The following is a 17,615-nucleotide window of genomic DNA, read 5'->3' on the forward strand; positions in this document are numbered from 1 at the left end:
AAACTGCCGCTTGGCAGCCCCTGAGCCTCCGGTTACAATCTGTATCATGTACGACGAGCACGATGACACTGGCGACAAGCTGGAGCACGCTTACTTCTGCTACTTGGCAGACAAGTTTGAGCGTGAGCCAGCGCTGCTGGATATTCCGCTGAAGAATATCGAGCGCTGGACCCAGCGAGGTCACTGGGCGGCTAAAAGACTAGCAGAGTGGAAGGACTTGATCGTCCACGCAAAACAATCTCACGGCGGTCTTCGACATCTGGGAGATGTGCTGCGGGCGGATGACGAGGAGACGCGGTTTTTCAAAGGATTCGCCCCCTTTCCTGGTGTTTTAAGCGAAGCGGAAAGTGAACCGTTCTTATGCAGCTCCAGGCATTGAATCACATGGCCATGGCTGCGGCAGCCTTGGTGCCAGAGGTGCGGATTATCGTCTTCGGCTCCGCATCAGCCTTCGCGACCTTTCCGGACATCGCCGAGACTACGACGATCTACGAAAACACCAACGACGCGGATTTCATCCTCGACCCTTGGAGTGAAGAGATCGGCAAGATGCTCACAAAGTGCATCAAGGAAAGCTCATTCTTCCAGATGTTCGGCTACTACGCCGACATCGTCAGGCCCGCCGCCTTCGATTGTTTCCCGCCGGACTTTCGGGATCGGTTGGTGCCGCTGGAGGGGTGCCCGCGGGTGTTTGCGCTCGATCCGCATGACATGGCGGTGGCGAAGCTGTTCGCGGGGAGACCGAAGGATGTGCGGTTGCTGGCTTTCCTGCTGGCGACGAAGCGGCTGGATGAGCAAAAGGTGCGCAAACTGCTCTGGGACACGCCGATGGAGGAGAAGTGGATCGTGCGGACGAACCAAGTGCTCAATCAGGCGGTGGCAGAGGCCAAGAAGCTCCCGTGATGATCGCGTCAGCTTGGCGTGGTGATGCTCTCACATCCATGAATGAGGCGGATTGGATGCTGTGGCTGAATTTTGAAAACGCCGAACGATTTTTGCTCCTCGTAGGCGTGCTTTCGAGTAAAGCTTGCCTGCATGTCCTTGCTCGAACGTCTTTTCTCCTGTCCGCCCGTGCGCAAAGCGATCTGGGCGCTGTGGTATCCTTTTTTGACACGGAGGCTGCGGGGCGATGAGGTGCTGTTTCTCAATTACGCTTTTGAATCGGACCCGCCCGTGGGGCTGCGGCTCGATGCGGCGGATGAGCCGAATCGGGGCTGTATCCAGCTTTATCACCATGTGGCCACCCAGGTCGATCTGAGTGGAAAAAGGGTGCTGGAGGTCAGTTGCGGGCATGGTGGAGGTGCGGCGTGGCTGAGTCGCACGCTGCGGCCTGCGAGCTACACGGGGCTGGACCTGAACCCGACGGGGATTGGCTTCTGCCAGCGGCGTCATCAGCAGGAGGGGCTGCAGTTCGTGCAGGGGGATGCGCAGCGGCTGCCTTTTGATACGGGCTCACTGGATGCGGTGATCAATGTGGAGGCATCGCACTGCTACCCGGATTTCCCAGGATTTCTGGCCGAGGTAGCGCGGGTGCTAAAGCCGGGCGGGCACCTACTGTATGCGGATTTTCGGTTTCAGCCAGACATCGAGCCCTGGAAGGCCGCGATGGCGCAGACCACTCTGGAGATGGTGCAGACGCGTGACATCAGCCAGGAGGTGCTGCGGGGCATGGAGATGAATGCTGAGCGGAGCAGCGTCCTGATCGTGCAGCACTTGCCCACGTTTCTGCATGCTCTGGGCCGTGATTTCGCGGGCATCCCAGGCTCACGCGTGTATGAGGCCCTGCGCAGTGGCGAGGTGGAGTATCGCTCCTGGTGCCTGCGCAAAGAGGCGTGCTGAGGCGGCTCTGCGCAGCCCGCGCGGGGCACTCGCCTCTCACCGCGCTAGCAGCTCTTCCCCACGGTAGATGACGCGTTCCACTAGGCCAGAGAGTGTCTGGTCGAGGAAGGGTGTATTGACGCTGCGAGACTTCATGAACTCGCGGCTAAAGGTGGTGCAGCGCTGCGGATTAAAGAGGATGAACTCAGCGGCGCTGCCTTCCTGGATCGAGACGGCTGGGAGCTGGAACATGCGGCGCGGCGCGGCGCTGTAATGCCTCACGATGTGGCACCAGTCGAGGTGGCCTTTCGCGATGAAGTGATGGTAGAGACTGGGCAGGGCAGTTTCCAGGCCAGTGATGCCAAAAGGGGCACTGGCAAAGTCCTGGTTCTTTTCAAAAGGCGTGTGCGGGGCGTGATCGGTGGCGATGCAGTCGAACAAGCCGTCTTTGAGCCCCTGGAGCAGCGCCGCATTGTCCTCCGGCGTGCGCAGGGGTGGATTCATCTTAAAATGCGTATCGTAGTCGCCGATGTGCTCGTGGTGGAAAATGAGGTGATGAGGGGCCACCTCGCAGGTGACGCGGATGCAGCGCTCCTTTGCACGCTGGATGGTCTGCATGCCTTCCGCCGTGGTGACGTGCTGGATATGGAGATGCACCCCGGTGAATTCCGCGAGGCGGATGTCGCGTGCGATGCAGATTTCCTCTGAAATAGCGGGGATGCCGGGCAGGCCGAGTGCGTAGCTGATTTTCCCTTCGTGCATGCAGCCTTTGCCGCTGAGTTCTTTGACCTCGCAGTGGCTAGCCAGCGCCAGCCCGTGGTCTCGGGCATACTCCATGGCGCGGCGCAGGACCTGCGGATTATGGACCGTGTATCCATCATCGGTGAGCAGCACGGCTCCAGCAGCCTTCATGGCGGCGATGCCCGCGAGCTCCTCACCTTTGCGGCCTTTGGTGATGGCACCGCTGGTGAGGATGCTGGGGCCGATGCGGGTGCGGCGGGCGCTTTCCAGCACGCTGCGCACCACGCCCGCATTGTCGATCGCGGGGGCGGTATTCGGCATCATGACAAAGCCGGTGACGCCACCATTGATGGCGGCTTCCGCACAGGACTTGATGTTTTCTTTGTCCTCCTGCCCGGGCTCGCGGGCGTGGACATGGATGTCAAACATGGCCGGCATCAGCACGCGGCCAGTGCAGTCGATGACCTCGGCCCCATCAGCCTTTTCGATGCTGGGGGCTACACCGATGATTTTGCCGTCTTCGACGAGTACATCGGCTTGTTGGAGCTTCGGAGAGTCTTCGCTGGCGATCTGGGCGTGGCGGTAGAGGCGTTTCATGCGGATGTGGCTACACGGAGCACATCCGCCGGGGATTGGAAATCATGATTTGAAATCTGGAGGCTGAATCTTCCGCCCGTTTCAGACTGCGGGGCAGGCGCAGCAGTCGGAAAAGTGACCCGGCGCCGTAGCTAGCCAGCACCAGCAGCTTCAAAAATGCCCGGCAGCATGGTGCCGAGGTCCCTGGAGTGGAAAAACAGCGCCAGCGCTGCCGCTCCAGAGACTTTTACGGCTCGGTAGCCAGTGCCGTAGCCTCTATGAGCCGCCGCACACCCACCTTGTCGATCCGCTGGCGGTCCATGTCGATGATCTCGATCTCATAGCCGCCCACGGTGAATTTTTCACCCTCCCGTGGCAGACGCTCCAGATGCTGCATGATGAAGCCTGCCAGCGTTTGAAAAGCATCGTCCTCCGCATTGGCCACGGCCTCAAAGCCGGGAATCACCGCGTTCACGGCGTCGATCTCCGTCATGCCATCGGCCAGCCAGCTTTGCGGGCCGTTTTCACGGACCTGTGGTGTCATGGACGTGCTAGGGCGATTGGATGCGAGATCCCCCACGATCTCCTCCGCCAGGTCTTCGATCGTCACCATGCCACGCACGATGCCAAACTCGTCCGTCACCATCGCCGCGTGGTGGGAGGCCGTGCGCAGCTCCTCCAGCAGCGTCAGCGCTGGTTGATTATCGGAAACGAAAACCGGCTCACGCATCAGCTCCCTCACCATTTGCGTCTTTCCAGCCGCCACAGAGAGGAACAAGGCCCGCAGCGACACCATGCCCTCCACATGATCACGTGTTTCGCCGTAAACGGGAAACACCACCTGCCGCACGCCATCGCCCAGCTCCTCCGCCGCACTCGCGGCTGCATCGTTCACATGCAGAAAGATCACCTTCGGCTTCGGGCGCATGATTTCCTCTGCCTTCAGCTCCCGCAGGTCAAAGACGCCCTCCACCAGCTCGCTCTCCTCGTGCCGCACATTGCCTGTGATGAGTCCCTCGCGCAGCAGCACCTCCACCTCTGCCGTCGTGGGGCCACTGGGAGCCTGTGGTTTGCCAAAAAAGCGCATCAGCGTCCGCGTGCTCAGCTCCAGCACCCACACCAGCGGGCTCCCCACCCGCGAAAGCCAGTTCATCGGCCCCGCCATCACACAGGCGATGCCCTCAGCGTTTCTCAGAGCGAGGCTCTTTGGCACCAGCTCACCGATGATGAGTGAGAGGTAGGTGATGAAGGCGACCACCAGCCCAAACGCCACCTGCTCCTCATGTCCCGCTAGGAAAGGAACCTGCTCCAGCCACGGCGTCACATAGCCCGCGAGGCTCGCCCCACCAAAGGCCCCCGCCAGCACCCCCACCAGCGTGATGCCGATTTGCACGGTGCTCAGAAAACGCTCTGGATTCTCCGCCAGCTTCAGCGCCAACCGCGCCCCATGGCTGCCCTTTTCAGCCCGATCCATCATCCGCGCCTTCTTCGCCGAAACGATGGCGATCTCCGCCATGGCAAAGACACCGTTGAACACGAGAAGCAAAAGGATGAGCAGGAGTTCGGTCATGCGAAGTGGGGAGAAACAAAATGTGGAGCAAGCCGTGCCACCATGGAGCCGCAGTCTGCCGCACCTTTCGCCCCGAAACAACCCCCATCGCCCACACCTCGGAAAGCCTGTCCCCCTCCCCTCGCAGACGCTCCTCCTCCGCAGCCCGCGCATCGTTGCCCTATTCCTGCGGAACAGGCCCTTCATCCCTTGTTGCACAGCAACAAGGCAACTTCGCTGCCCGCACGCAGGCAGACTGGTTTGCCCACTCCTGGTCCTCCCGCCTGCCAGTCCCAAAACCTTGCCATCCGTGCCATTCCCTGCTTGAATAAGAAAAATCCCGCCTGTCACGGATGAAAGAAGCCTCCGCCCGCATCAAGATCAACAAACTGCTCGAAGCGGCGGGTTGGCGGTTCTTCGCGGATGAGAAGGGACCGGCGAACATCCAGTTGGAGCCGAGCGTCACTCTGAAAGCCGCAGACATCGACGCGCTGGGCCAGAACTTCGAGAAGGCCAAGAAGGGCTTCATCGACTTCCTGCTGCTGAATGAAAAAGGCTTTCCGTTCATCGTGCTGGAGGCCAAGTCGGAAGACAAGAACCCGCTGGTGGGCAAGGAGCAGGCCCGCAGCTATGCCCGCTCGCAGAAATGCCGCTTCGTCATCCTCTCGAACGGAAACCTACACTACTTCTGGGACCTGGAGCAGGGCAATCCGCAGGTCATCACCAGTTTTCCTTCGCCGGAGTCCGTGGCCGGGTATCAGAAGATCATCCCCATGCCCGCCAGCCTCGCGGCGGAAATGGTCGCCGAGGACTTCGTCGTGCTTACGCAGCGCCCGTCGTATCTCAGCGAAGCGGGATGGAAAAATGAGGCCGAGCGGGAGCGCTACAAGGAGACCCACGGGCTACGCTTTCTGCGTCGCTACCAGATCCAGGCCATCCATGCGATTCAGAAGGCCGTAGGAGAAAACAAAACGCGCTTCCTGCTGGAGATGGCCACCGGCACCGGCAAGACGCTGACCTCCGCCGCGCTCATCAAGCTCTTCCTGCGCACGCGAAATGCGCAGCGCGTGCTCTTCCTCGTGGACCGGCTGGAGTTGGAGGATCAGGCGTGGAAGGCCTTCACCAAGCTGCTCGCGAAGGACTACAAGACCGTCATCTACAAGGACAACCGCGATGACTGGCGGCACGCTGAGATCGTCGTCTCCACCGTGCAGTCCCTGCTGTTTGACAACAAATTCCAGCGCCTCTTTTCGCCCACGGATTTCGATCTTGTCATCTCCGATGAGGCACACCGCAGCATCGGCGGCAATGCTCGGGCGGTGTTTGACTACTTCATCGGTTACAAGCTCGGCCTCACCGCCACGCCGAAGGATTACCTCAAGAACCTCGACAAGGACGAGGCGCATCAAAAAGACCCGCGTGAGTATGAGCGGCGGCTCATGCTGGACACCTATCGCACCTTTGGTTGCGAGGACGGTCAGCCCACCTTCCGCTACTCGTTGCTCGATGGGGTGAAGGACGGCTTCCTCATCAATCCCACGGTCGTCGATTGCCGCACGGAGATCACCACCCAGCTTTTGTCAGACACCGGCTTCGTCGTTGATGCCAAGGAGGAGGACGATGGTGAAGACGATGACAAAGAGGTCTATCGCATCCGCCAGTTTGAGAAGCGGTTCTTCTCCCCGGCTACGAACCAGCTCTTCTGCAAGACCTTCCTGGAAAACGGTTTGCGTGATCCCGTCAGCGCAGAGTTTGGGAAGTCCATCGTCTTCGCTGTCAGCCAGCACCATGCGGCGAAGCTCACGCAGATCCTCAATGAGATGGCGGATGTCATCTGGCCGGGGCGCTACCAGTCGGACTTCGCTGTGCAGGTGACTTCCCACGTCACCGAGGCTCAGCAATACACGATCAATTTCACCAACAACAATCTCATGGGCAGCGGCCACGTCCTGCCCGAGTATCGCACCAGCAAGACCCGTGTTTGCGTCACCGTCGGCATGATGACCACCGGCTATGACTGCCCGGACATTCTGAACCTCGGCCTGTTCCGCCCCATCTTCTCCCCCACGGATTTCATCCAGATCAAAGGCCGTGGCACACGCAAACACGACTTCCGCGAGCAATTGCGGGATGAGGACATGAAGTCCGAGGTCAAACAGCCGCAAAAGACGAGCTTCAAGCTCTTCGACTTCTTCGCGAACTGCGAATACTTCGAGGAGGAATTCGATTACGACGAGGTCATCAAGACTCCGCGTCCCTCCGGCGGCACCGGCGGAGAGGAAGGCGGCACCGGTGGCGGACCCACGCCCAGCGGTGGTTACGAGCACCTCGGGGAGGACATCGTTTCCACGCTGAAGGAGGACACCATCGGCCCCGAGGGCATGAAGGTGGACCGCATGTTCTTCAAGCAATTCGAGGACACCGTAAAGGCCGACCCCGTCGTCACCGCCGATGTGCAGGCCGGACGCTGGGAGCATGTCATCGACTACATTCATGAGCACCTGCTCGACAAGCCCACGGAGCACTACACGCTCGAAAAGCTGCGCAAGGCCGCTGGCGTGGATCGCCGTCTCTCACTCCGCGAGGTGCTGGAAAAGGTCTTCGGCCTCATCCCCGGCTTCAAATCGAAGGACGAGCTGCTGGAGGAGGAATTTGCCAAGTTCCTCGCCGATGTGAAGCCCGGCGGGGAGGAAGCCGAGGCTATCCCCGCCTTGAAGACCTTCTTCAAAGCCTACGCCACCAGTGAGCGCATCCGCCACATCATCGAAGCCAAAGAATTTGGCGATCTCGCTGCGAACCCGGTGTTCTCCATCGCCGATTTCAAGGCCGTGCCGAAAAAGTTCCGCGAGCTGGTGCCTCAATACATCCGCGACTATGTGCCGGTGAACCAGTTCGTCGCCTAGCCATGAGTGAAGCCGCAGCCATGCCGTTCGGTGACTACCTCGTCTTCGTGGACGAGAGCGGTGATCACAGCCTCACCAGCATTGACCCCCAGTATTCCGCCTTTGTGCTGGCCTTCGCCATCATTCGAAAATCGGATTACGTTGAAAAGGTCTGCCGCGAGCTTCAGCAGTTCAAAATGAAGCATTGGGGGCATGACGAGATTGTTCTGCATGAGCATGAAATCCGGAAGCCCTGTGATTCCTTCGCCTTTCTTTTGAACAAAACCCGGCGTGAAGCCTTTCTGTCCGGCTTGAATGACATCATGGCTTCGTTGCCCGCCACTCTGGTCGCTGTTGTGATTGATAAGCCTGCCTTCGCATCCCGCCATCAGGTAGAGGCCGCCATCGGAGTGTATGACTTCGCCATGGAGAAGGGCCTGCATGGTGTGTATCAGTTCCTCTCCAGCCAGGGGCAGTCTCAGCTCCGCACGCCGATCATCGTCGAATGCCGCGGCAGAAAGGAAGACAAGGAATTAGAGCTGACTTTCCGCCGGTTTTGTGATGTCACACCGGTTCATGCCTCACCTCTCCCTTTTGACCTCGTCATGGTGCCCAAAGCTTCGAACTCCGCTGGCCTCCAGCTCGCCGATCTCATCGCCCGACCCATTGGCTTGCATCATCTTCGTCCACACCAGCCCAATCGGGCCTTCGACATCCTCAAAACGAAGTTTTACCGAGATGCGGGTGGCGGCCTCGACAAAACGGGTCTCCTGCGTGTCCCCTAGAAATGCGAAAGGCCCTCGGATATTTCCAAGAGCCTAGCGCCGGCCGGACATTTCCAACCCAACTTGCTCGAATACTCTCCCGCTTTCCCCTTTCCGTCAAATCCCCATTTCCCCTCCATGCTCGACACAGACACCAAACGCCGCATCGACACCGCCCGTGACATCCTCGTGGGCAAGGTCCCCGATCCGAAGTCGCAGGTGGAGCAGATCACCATCGCCCTCATCTACAAGTTCATGGACGATATGGACGCCGAGGCCGTGGAGCTGGGCGGGAAGCGGAAGTTCTTCAAAGGAGAGTTCGCCCCCTACGGCTGGGCGGAGCTGATGAAGAAGGCCGGGAATGAAAAGCAGCGCTGCTACGCCGATGGCATCACCCGCATGACGGAGAATGAGGGCCTGCCCGCCCTGTTCCGCGACATCTTTAAAAACGCCTACCTGCCGTATCGCGATCCCGAGACGCTCAATGCCTTCCTCAAAATCATCGACGAGTTCCGCTACGACCACAGCGAGCGCCTCGGCGATGCCTTTGAATACCTCCTCTCCGTGCTCGGCAGCCAGGGAGATGCCGGGCAGTTCCGCACCCCGCGCCACATCATCGACTTCATGGTCGAGATCTTGAAGCCCCAGAAGCACGAAACCGTGCTCGATCCCGCCTGCGGCACCGCCGGGTTCCTGATCTCCGCCTACAAGCACATCCTCAAGACCAACCGCAACGCCAAGGGCCAGAGCACCCTCACGCCAGACGATAAGGGCAAACTCGCGAAGAACTTCAAAGGCTACGACATCTCGCCCGACATGGTGAGGCTCTCCCTGGTGAACCTCTACCTCCACGGCTTCACCGATCCGCACATCTACGAATACGACAGCCTCACGCAGGAAGAGCGCTGGAACGAGCTGGCGGATGTCATCCTGGCAAATCCGCCCTTCATGTCGCCGAAGGGCGGCATTCGCCCGCACAAGCGCTTCTCCATCCAGGCAAAGCGCAGCGAGGTGCTCTTTGTCGATTACATGGCGGAGCACCTCACGCCGCAGGGCCGCGCCGGAATCATCGTGCCGGAGGGCATCATCTTCCAGAGCCAGACCGCCTACGTGGAACTGCGGAAGATGCTCGTGGACACCTGCCTCGTCGCCGTCATCTCCCTCCCTGCCGGCTGCTTCAATCCCTACTCCGGGGTGAAGACCTCCATCCTCCTGCTCGACAAGGCCCTCGCGAAGCAGAGCGACACCATCGCCTTCTTCAAAGTGGAAAACGACGGCTTCGGCCTCGGTGCCCAGCGCCGCGCCATCGAAGCCAACGACCTCCCGCAGGTCCAAACCGAGGTCGAAGCCTATCTGGAGGCTTTGAGAGCCGAAAACGACATGAGCGAAATGCAGCTCACCACCGGCCTCATCGTCCCAAAAAGCAAAGTGGCGGCGAATGGCGACTACAACCTGAGCGGGGAAAGGTATCGGGAGGGCGCGGTCAAAAGCGAAAAGTATCCCTCTTATGCGCTCTCCGAAGTATGCGACATCTTCAACGGCTCAACGCCGTCCAAGCAAGAACCCCGCTATTGGGAAAATGGGACTGTGCCTTGGTTTACTGTCGAAGACATTCGGAAGAATGGGCGAATAATTGAGAAGACGGAGAAATTTGTGACCGCTGAGGGGCTAAATGAAACGAGCCTCAAGCTACTCCCCAAGCATTCTGTGCTTCTCTGCTGCACGGCGTCAGTCGGTGAGTTTGCATTTACTGAGATCGAACTGACGACCAACCAGCAATTCAACGGTCTGGTAGTGAAAAAGACCTTCGCTGATCGGTTGCTACCAAAATATCTTTTCCTCGTCTCAAGCCGCTTCAAAGACGAACTCATCAGGTTATCCGGAAAGACGTCATTCAACTTCGTTTCCGTTGGCACGTTGAAGACGATTGAAATCCCCCTGCCGCCGCTGGAGGTGCAGCAGGAGATCGTGGCGGAGATCGAGGGCTACCAGAAAGTCATCGATGGAGCCCGCGCCGTTCTCAACCACTACCGCCCCCACATCCCCATCCACCCCGACTGGCCGATGGTGGAGCTTGGCGAAGTCTGCGAAATCAAGTCTGGAGGCACCCCCAGTCGATCAAATGAGTCATTCTGGAACGGAGACATACCATGGGTGACAACGACGCTTATTGATTATGGTATTATTGAACACGCGAACGAGTTCATTACAAAGGACGGTCTCGACAACTCATCCACATGGATTGTCCCAAAGGGAACTGTGCTCATGGCAATGTATGGACAAGGAGTCACGCGTGGCAGGGTCGCCATTCTTGGCATTGATGCTTCAATTAACCAAGCCTGTGCCGCGTTTATGCCCAAAGGAAAGTTGCTCGACCATCGCTACCTATTCCGAGTCCTCCAATCTCGTTACGATCATCTGCGAGAAATAAGCGAAGCCCGTGGTGGGACCAAAGCAACCTTAGTGCACAGATCTTGAAGGAATATTCTATCCCGATCCCCCCGCTGGAAACCCAACGCGCCATCGTGACGGAGATCGAGGCGGAGCAGGCGCTGGTGGCGGCGAACCGGGAGCTGATCACCCGCATGGAAGCCAAAATCCAGGCCACCCTGGCCCGTGTGTGGGGTGAGGATTCGCCGTGTGTTGAAGCTGTTTCTGATTAGTTTCCTCAACCATTAGCTGCTATGCCCGCACCAACGATTATATCCTACGACGACGTTCTCTCCAAGGCTGATACTCGCCGTCACCTTCTTCTGGGCAATGGATTCAGCATTGCTTGCCGTCCAGATCTGTTTCGATACGACAAGCTGTTTGATCGAGCGGATTTTTCGTCCCTCGCCAGAGCACGTAAAGCATTCGATCGCCTTTCGACCACAAACTTCGAAGCGGTGATTCGTGCTCTGCGGAACTTCGCGCTGATCTGTGAACTTTATGCCCCCGGCGATGTGAAAGCCAAGGAAAGAGCCTGTAAGGATGCCGATGCTCTTCGGGAGGTGCTAGTGAGCGCGGTTGCGGATTCGCACCCCAATAGGCCCCATAATATAGAGTCGGACGAGTATCTGAACTGCCGCGAGTTTGTGCGTGGCTATAAGAGCATCAATACCCTGAACTATGACCTGCTCCTTTATTGGGCGCTCATGCAGGACGAGCTTGGTGATGATGAAATCCCTTGTGATGACGGATTCCGTAAGCCTGCTGACGACCCCGGAGCCAGTTACGTTTCGTGGGATCCAGACAACTCAAAATCTCAAACGGTGAGATATCTGCATGGGGCTCTGCATCTTTATGATACCGGCGTTGAAATGAAGAAGTTCACCTGGATCAATACCATGGTCCCTTTGGTTGACCAAATCCGCGCAGCGTTAAAACAGGAATTTTACCCTGTCTTCGTGTCAGAAGGAACGAGTGACGAGAAGTTGGAGCGAATCAGGCACAATGATTATCTTTGCAAAATGTATCGCTCATTCACGGAACTTCAGGGCGCCATCGTCGTCTATGGCCATTCTCTAGATGAGAGTGACGACCACATCTTTAATGACCGGATCGGTCGGCATGGAAAGACATCTCAGCTCTTTGTAAGCCTTTACGGCGACCCTAGTTCCCCAGTGAACAAAACGATCATTCGTCGTGCCTTAGCAATTGCTAGGCTTAGACCGGATCGGAGGCCGTTGGAGGTCAAGTTTTATGACGCGGCAAGTGCGTCAGTCTGGAAGTAAACCGGATAGATTTAGCGCCAGTTAAAATGCACCCACATGGAAGAAGCTGCCGAACTCGCCAACTACCTGCCGCTCTCCTTCAAGACCCCGAAGGAGCAGGAATACATCAAATTCCTGTGGGACGCCTTCGAGACGAACTACACGCACGACAAATACCAGTTCGCCTTTCTCGCCTACCACATGCTCACGATGAGCTTCGTCTATTTCAACATCTGGCAGATCAAACAAAGCGTGCCAGAGGATTTTGAAAAAGGCCTGATCGGCTTTGGCAAGGATGTGGAGAAAGGGCTGCTCGCTGCCACCTCGCCCTTCTCCTTCAGCGTCGTGCCCGAGCGCACGATGCTGCGCTTCCTCAAACTCATCGCCTGCGACAACGGCAAGATCGGCACCTACGCCAAGCTAGTGGACGACCGCAACGAAACCGCCCACCCCAACGGCAACATCTTCTTCAGCACCCAAGCTGCGCTCGACATCAAGATTCGGGAAATCCTCCGCATCGTGGATGAAATCCAAACCCACTCCATCCACACCATCCAGCGCTGCTATGTCCGCTTCCTGAAGGAAAGCAGCAATCCCAATGACCGGCAGTATACTGAAGATGCTGATCAAATTCGGGAAGCCCTGATTCATGCTCATTACCTTTCCCAAAAGGACGTCGAGATCTGCGCTGCACTCGACATGCCCGACGAAGTGGTTTCCCACCTTGGCTTCGATTGCATCGAGTCCCTCCACCAAACCCTCCGTCAAAACTTTGTTGCTGAATGAGATCGTTTTGAGACAGAATAACCAGCCTCTATCAAGCACCAAGCAGGCGCTGGTGGCAGCGAACCGGGAGCTGATCACCCGCATGGAAGCCAAAATCCAGGCCACCCTGGCTCGTGTGTGGGGTGAGGAAGAGACCGCGGCCCGCGACTGACCCATGGCTGCCTCCCTCACTGCCCTGCAACGCAAGTCCCGCCAGCGCCGCACCCGCCCCATCCAGCGTGTCGTGCAGCAAACTGGCACCTCCTGCGGCGTGGCCTGTGTGGCCATGCTCGCCCGGCTGAGCTTTCGCGATGCCCACCGCCTCGCCCATGAGGTGCTGAAGAAGAAACGGAAACAGTCCAACCAACGCACCTATCCCGAGCACCTGCGGGCGATGCTCAAACCTCTCGGGCTGCGGCTGGGCCGGCAAGTGAAATGCCGCACCTGGCGCAAGGTGCCGCCTGATTCGCTCGTGGCCGTGCAATGGAACCGCGCCAAAGGCACCTGGCACTGGGTCGTCTCCGGTCACGATGCCAAAGGCCTGTTCTTCTTCGATCCACGCAAGAACGTGAAGGACATCCGTCGCCGCGCCTTTGAGAAAGCACGCCCCTCGTGGTATCACCGCGTTGTTCGGCAGTGAGCTTCCGTGCGTTCCTTGTCTTCCTTGGTTGAATGAAAGAGGCGGCGCGAATGCCAGCGCTCCCTCCAATGGCTGCGCCGCCTGAAGGCGGGACTACAGAAGCCGCGAAGAGAACCCCGAACAAAGAGCCCAGCACAGCGGGCAGAAGTGCCCACATCACTTTTCACCTCTCATGGTCTCACGTCTCCCCGTCTCAAAGTCTCGCGCCGCCGGGCGAACCACTTGCGGATTTCCTCGGTCCATAGGACGCTGCTGCCGATGAGGGCGAGGAGGAGGAAGTCTGCGAGTGGGATGGGGACGGTGTGGAAGACGTGGTTCAGGGTGTCGGTGTAGATGACGAGGAGGTGGAGCACGTTTCCGAGGAGCATGCCTCCGATGAGCCAGTGGTTTTTGAGCACGTCGAGGCTGAGGCTCGATCTCGTGGCGCTGCGGCAGTTCAGCACATTGAACCACTGACTGATGGCCACCAGAGTGAAGGTCTCTGTCTGCACGAGCTCAAAGGGCACGCCGCTCTGCAAGCGCCAGATGAAGAAGCCAAAGATGGCGACCACGCTGGTGCTGACCATGAGCACCATGCGCTGCCACATGGCCGTGGTGATGAGCGGCTCGCCGGTGGGGGTGGGCTTGCGGCGCATTTCATCGCCCTCCAGGCCCTCCATGATGAGGTTCACGGTCACGGTGCCCTCGGTGACGATGTTGATCCAAAGGATCTGCACGGCGGCGAGCGGCAGTGGGTAGCCGCATAGCAGCGCCAGCAACAGCACGAGCACCTCATCAATGCTGGTGGCAAAGAGGAAGAGGACGACCTTTTTGAGGTTTTGATACACGAGGCGGCCTTCCTCGATGGCTTTGACGATGGTGGCGAAGTTGTCGTCGGTGATGACGATCTTTGCGGCACCTTTGGCGACCTCGGTGCCGGTGATGCCCATCGCAACGCCGACATCGGCGGTGGCGAGAGCGGGTGCGTCATTGACGCCATCGCCGGTCATGGCGACGACGTGTTTCTGCGACTGGAAGGCCTCGACGATGCGTAGCTTCTGCGCGGGGTGCACGCGTGCAAAGACGGAGATGCGGTCCAGGCTGTCACGCAGCTCGTGTGCGGGCATCCGCTCCAGTTCAGGGCCATCAACCGCGATGTCGCCGGGCTTTGCGATGCCCAGAGCGGTCGCGATGGCAAGTCCGGTGGCTTTGTGATCCCCTGTGACCATGACGGGGCGGATGCCAGCATCCAGGCACTCGGCGACAGCGCTTTTCACTTCATCACGCGGTGGGTCCATCTGGCCCAGGAGGCCCAAAAAGCGCAGTTTGCCACGAAAGGGCTCAAATCCGGCTTTTTCGTCGATCTGTCCATTTTCGAGTTCGGCGACGGCGAGGACGCGGAGTGCCTGTGCGGCCATTTCATTGGCCAAATCGATCGGTTGGAGATCACACAGCGGCAAAAGGCACTCGGGGGCACCTTTGATGATGACGCGGCTGCTGTGCTGTGTGGCCATCATCTTCGTGGCGGAGTCAAAGGGCAGCTCGGCGTGCCGTGGGTGCGCTCTGCGCAGGGTTTCAGGCTCGACGCAGCCTTTCAGCGCCACGGTGAGCAGTGCGGCCTCGGTGGGATCTCCCAGCGCACGCCAGCGGCTGTCCTCAGCATCGGGCCGCACGAGTTGGGAGTCGTTGCAGAGGACACAGGCCTCTAGGAGGCGGCGCAGTGCGGCATCGTCGATGTCGGTGCCTTCAAACAGCAGGCGGCCCTCTGGTGAGTAACCCGCACCCGTGACCTCGATGCGTCGGCCATCTGGCAGCACCAGGGTGGTGACGGTCATCTCGTTCTTGGTGAGCGTGCCTGTTTTATCGCTGCAAATGATGCTCGTGGAGCCGAGCGTCTCCACCGCTGCGAGGCGGCGCACGATGGCCCCACGCCGCGCCATACGCTGCATGCCGACGGCGAGCGCGATGGTCATGGCCACGGGCAGCCCCTCTGGCACCATCGAGACCATCTGGCTGATGGCGACCATGAAGATGTCCACGAAGGGAATGCCACGCAGCAGCCCAAATGCGATCACGAGCACAAAGAGCACGATGCTCGCCGCCACGAGCCAGCGCCCGAACTGCGCTAGCCGCTGCTCCAGCGGTGTCTTCGGCTCCTCGGCCGTGGCGGTCATGCGGGCGATCTTTCCCACCTCTGTTTGCAGCCCGGTGGCGACGACGACGGCCTTTCCACGCCCTGCGGTGAGGTGCGTGCCGGAGTAGATCATGTTTTTCCGATCACCCAGGCCTGCATCCTCCGGCGCTAGGTCGGTGTGTTTTAAAACAGGCAACGACTCGCCGGTGAGCGTGGCTTCGGTGGCCTCCAGCGCCGCTGCCTCGATCAAGCGGGCATCTGCACCGACCTGATCACCCGCGGCGAGCAGGAGGATGTCTCCGGGCACTAGATCGCGTGCTTCGATGGTGGTTTCATGCCCATCGCGCACGACGCGGACTTTGAGCGAGGAGAGCTTTCGCAAAGCGGACATGGAGTGCTCTGCGCGGCCTTCCTGGATGGCTCCGATGACGGCATTCACCATCACCACGATGAGGATGACCACCGCATCGCTGGCGTGCCCCATCACAAAGGAAATGATCGCAGCAACAAAGAGGATGTAGATCAGTGGGCTAGCAAACTGCGCGGCAAAGACCTGCCACAGCGGTTTATGCTGCTCCTCAGGTAGCTCATTGTGTCCGTGCTGGGTGAGGCGTGAGGCGGCCTCTGCCGTGGAGAGGCCGGCGTGCATGTCACTCCGCAGGGTGCTGAGAGCATCGCCCACCGTGCAGGCATGCCAAGAAGGTGGAGGTGACTTCTCAAGCGTCATTTTTTCACCACGAGCATGGAGCAGGTCAGCCGCGTGAGCAATCGCTCGGGTGTAGAGCCTAGCAGGACATAATGTAATGCAGAGTGCCCGTGTGCACCGAGCACGATGAGGTCTGCTCCGCACGCCTCTGCATGCTGGGCGATGCCATGGCCGACGCGTGAGTCCTCACACAGCACTTCGTTTGTTTTGAGGCCTGCGGAGGCTGCCTGCACCTGCTCATGGAGCTGCTGGCGGAGCTGTTCATCGATCTTCGTAGCATCGACCGGGAGCGTGGTGAAGCCCGACTCGCCTAGTGGACCAATCACAGGCATGAACTGCCCTGGGTCTGACCATATATGCAGCCAGTCCACCTCAGCGCTCTCTGCCAGGGCCAAGTCCCGCGTGGCCTGCACGATGCTCTTTGTGAGTGAGGAAAAATCCAGCGCAGCGATGAGGCGCTGAAAGGGCTGTGGATGACCGGAGCGCACGAGGAGGATGTCACAGGAGGATTTGCGGGTGAGCTTGGAGGCGGTGGAGCCAGCGCCGAGAGTGTTCCCACCGACGCCTGCGATGCCTGCGACGAGCAGATCTGCCCGCATGGACTTGGCGTGCTCTAATATCTCATGCAGCGGATGGCCGATGACCAGAGTTTCATCGTATGAGCCGGGCATGGGAGACTGGGCGAGCCAGGTTTTCAGCGCCTTGCGCCCGCTCAGCGTGGCGGTGTGGACGGCGGACTCATATGTTTCATGATGTCGCTCTGCCAGCAGGGCGAGTGAGACGGAGTCAACAACGTGGAGCACATGCAGGCGCATGCCTTTCTGCGCGGCGAGGCGGATGGCGTGCTCCAATGCTGCGCGTGATCCAGTGGAAAAGTCCACTGCGACGAGGATCGTCTTCTGGTGTGAAGAAGGGGTGGCTGAAGTACTCATGGCGGGATGGTATAATGATGGATTTCAACGAGCTTAAGTTCTAAGACGCGTGAGCTCGTGGGTTGGCGCGGCTATAGATCTGAAACCGTCATCCAAAGAAGAGTGACAGTGCGGTAGATAAAAACAGGCTTACAGGCCAGGGCCATCATCGACCCAATTATGCGAGGCTGCATCGACCATGGGCACCGGGGCACCAGTGCGCCAACGCAGGTAGCCACCAGGACAGACGCAGAGTGGGAGATTATGCGGATAATAAGTCTCCCGCAGGCCGGAAAGCTGCCCGTAGGAGAGCTTTCCGCCGTGGAGGACATCCTCGCGTAGCATGTGGAGGAGGCAGTGCTCAGTGCCCACCCAGGGGCAAGGAAGCGTGCAATCGTGACCGTGGACAATGTTATGCATGACATTGGTGAGTTAGCGGTTGCTGACGGTACGTT

At 59.1% G+C, this 17,615-nt stretch carries 16 protein-coding genes; 11 read left to right on the forward strand and 5 right to left on the reverse strand.

Annotated elements, in window-relative coordinates:
- The first annotated feature begins 46 nt into the window (after positions 1–46).
- The 3 genes from IPK32_15720 to IPK32_15730 all read left to right on the forward strand — a co-directional run bounded on the left by IPK32_15720 (position 47) and on the right by IPK32_15730 (position 1,839).
- Positions 47–379, forward strand: a complete 333-nt coding sequence (locus IPK32_15720; GenBank protein ID MBK8093379.1) for a hypothetical protein — start codon at positions 47–49, stop codon at positions 377–379.
- 11 nt (positions 380–390) lie between these two features.
- The gene (locus tag IPK32_15725) at positions 391–903 is read left to right on the forward strand and encodes a hypothetical protein (protein MBK8093380.1); all 513 of its coding nucleotides are present in this window, start codon (positions 391–393) and stop codon (positions 901–903) included.
- 132 nt (positions 904–1,035) lie between these two features.
- Entirely contained in the window at positions 1,036–1,839 is an 804-nt protein-coding gene (locus tag IPK32_15730; GenBank protein ID MBK8093381.1) for a class I SAM-dependent methyltransferase, read from the forward strand.
- Positions 1,840–1,875: 36 nt separating this feature from the next.
- Here IPK32_15730 and IPK32_15735 read toward each other — a convergent pair whose 3' ends face one another.
- Positions 1,876–3,156, reverse strand: coding sequence for a dihydroorotase (locus IPK32_15735; GenBank protein MBK8093382.1), 1,281 nt, complete (start codon positions 3,154–3,156; stop codon positions 1,876–1,878).
- A gap of 226 nt (positions 3,157–3,382) precedes the next feature.
- On the reverse strand, positions 3,383–4,705 hold the full coding sequence (locus tag IPK32_15740; GenBank protein MBK8093383.1) for an HlyC/CorC family transporter: 1,323 nt from the start codon (positions 4,703–4,705) through the stop codon (positions 3,383–3,385).
- Between the two features lie 332 nt (positions 4,706–5,037).
- On the opposite strand from IPK32_15740, the gene IPK32_15745 reads away from it, so the two are divergent.
- The 8 genes from IPK32_15745 (at position 5,038) to IPK32_15780 (ending at position 13,430) form a co-directional block, all read left to right on the forward strand.
- Entirely contained in the window at positions 5,038–7,587 is a 2,550-nt protein-coding gene (locus IPK32_15745; GenBank protein MBK8093384.1) for a DEAD/DEAH box helicase family protein, read from the forward strand.
- Between the two features lie 2 nt (positions 7,588–7,589).
- Positions 7,590–8,351, forward strand: a complete 762-nt coding sequence (locus IPK32_15750) for a DUF3800 domain-containing protein (GenBank protein MBK8093385.1) — start codon at positions 7,590–7,592, stop codon at positions 8,349–8,351.
- A gap of 117 nt (positions 8,352–8,468) precedes the next feature.
- Complete coding sequence (locus IPK32_15755) at positions 8,469–10,808, forward strand: N-6 DNA methylase (GenBank protein ID MBK8093386.1); 2,340 nt, start codon at positions 8,469–8,471, stop codon at positions 10,806–10,808.
- Positions 10,805–10,993, forward strand: a complete 189-nt coding sequence (locus IPK32_15760; protein MBK8093387.1) for a hypothetical protein — start codon at positions 10,805–10,807, stop codon at positions 10,991–10,993. Before IPK32_15755 ends, IPK32_15760 begins: the two co-directional genes overlap by 4 nt.
- A 21-nt stretch (positions 10,994–11,014) precedes the next feature.
- Positions 11,015–12,046, forward strand: a complete 1,032-nt coding sequence (locus tag IPK32_15765) for a DUF4917 family protein (GenBank protein MBK8093388.1) — start codon at positions 11,015–11,017, stop codon at positions 12,044–12,046.
- Between the two features lie 36 nt (positions 12,047–12,082).
- On the forward strand, positions 12,083–12,811 hold the full coding sequence (locus tag IPK32_15770) for a hypothetical protein (protein MBK8093389.1): 729 nt from the start codon (positions 12,083–12,085) through the stop codon (positions 12,809–12,811).
- Complete coding sequence (locus IPK32_15775; GenBank protein ID MBK8093390.1) at positions 12,801–12,962, forward strand: hypothetical protein; 162 nt, start codon at positions 12,801–12,803, stop codon at positions 12,960–12,962. Before IPK32_15770 ends, IPK32_15775 begins: the two co-directional genes overlap by 11 nt.
- 3 nt (positions 12,963–12,965) lie before the next feature.
- Complete coding sequence (locus IPK32_15780; protein ID MBK8093391.1) at positions 12,966–13,430, forward strand: hypothetical protein; 465 nt, start codon at positions 12,966–12,968, stop codon at positions 13,428–13,430.
- 170 nt (positions 13,431–13,600) lie between these two features.
- Here IPK32_15780 and IPK32_15785 read toward each other — a convergent pair whose 3' ends face one another.
- The 3 genes from IPK32_15785 to IPK32_15795 all read right to left on the reverse strand — a co-directional run bounded on the left by IPK32_15785 (position 13,601) and on the right by IPK32_15795 (position 17,580).
- Positions 13,601–16,270 carry an HAD-IC family P-type ATPase gene (locus IPK32_15785; GenBank protein MBK8093392.1) on the reverse strand — a complete coding sequence of 890 codons (2,670 nt, stop codon included), beginning with the start codon at positions 16,268–16,270 and terminating at the stop codon, positions 13,601–13,603.
- A complete protein-coding gene (locus tag IPK32_15790) occupies positions 16,267–17,181 on the reverse strand; it encodes a universal stress protein (GenBank protein ID MBK8093393.1) in 915 nt (304 codons plus the stop codon). Before IPK32_15790 ends, IPK32_15785 begins: the two co-directional genes overlap by 4 nt.
- Before the next feature lie 129 nt (positions 17,182–17,310).
- On the reverse strand, positions 17,311–17,580 hold the full coding sequence (locus tag IPK32_15795; GenBank protein ID MBK8093394.1) for a hypothetical protein: 270 nt from the start codon (positions 17,578–17,580) through the stop codon (positions 17,311–17,313).
- Between the last annotated feature and the right edge of the window lie 35 nt (positions 17,581–17,615).

Source organism: Verrucomicrobiaceae bacterium (genome assembly GCA_016713035.1).
Classification (GTDB): domain Bacteria; phylum Verrucomicrobiota; class Verrucomicrobiia; order Verrucomicrobiales; family Verrucomicrobiaceae; genus Prosthecobacter.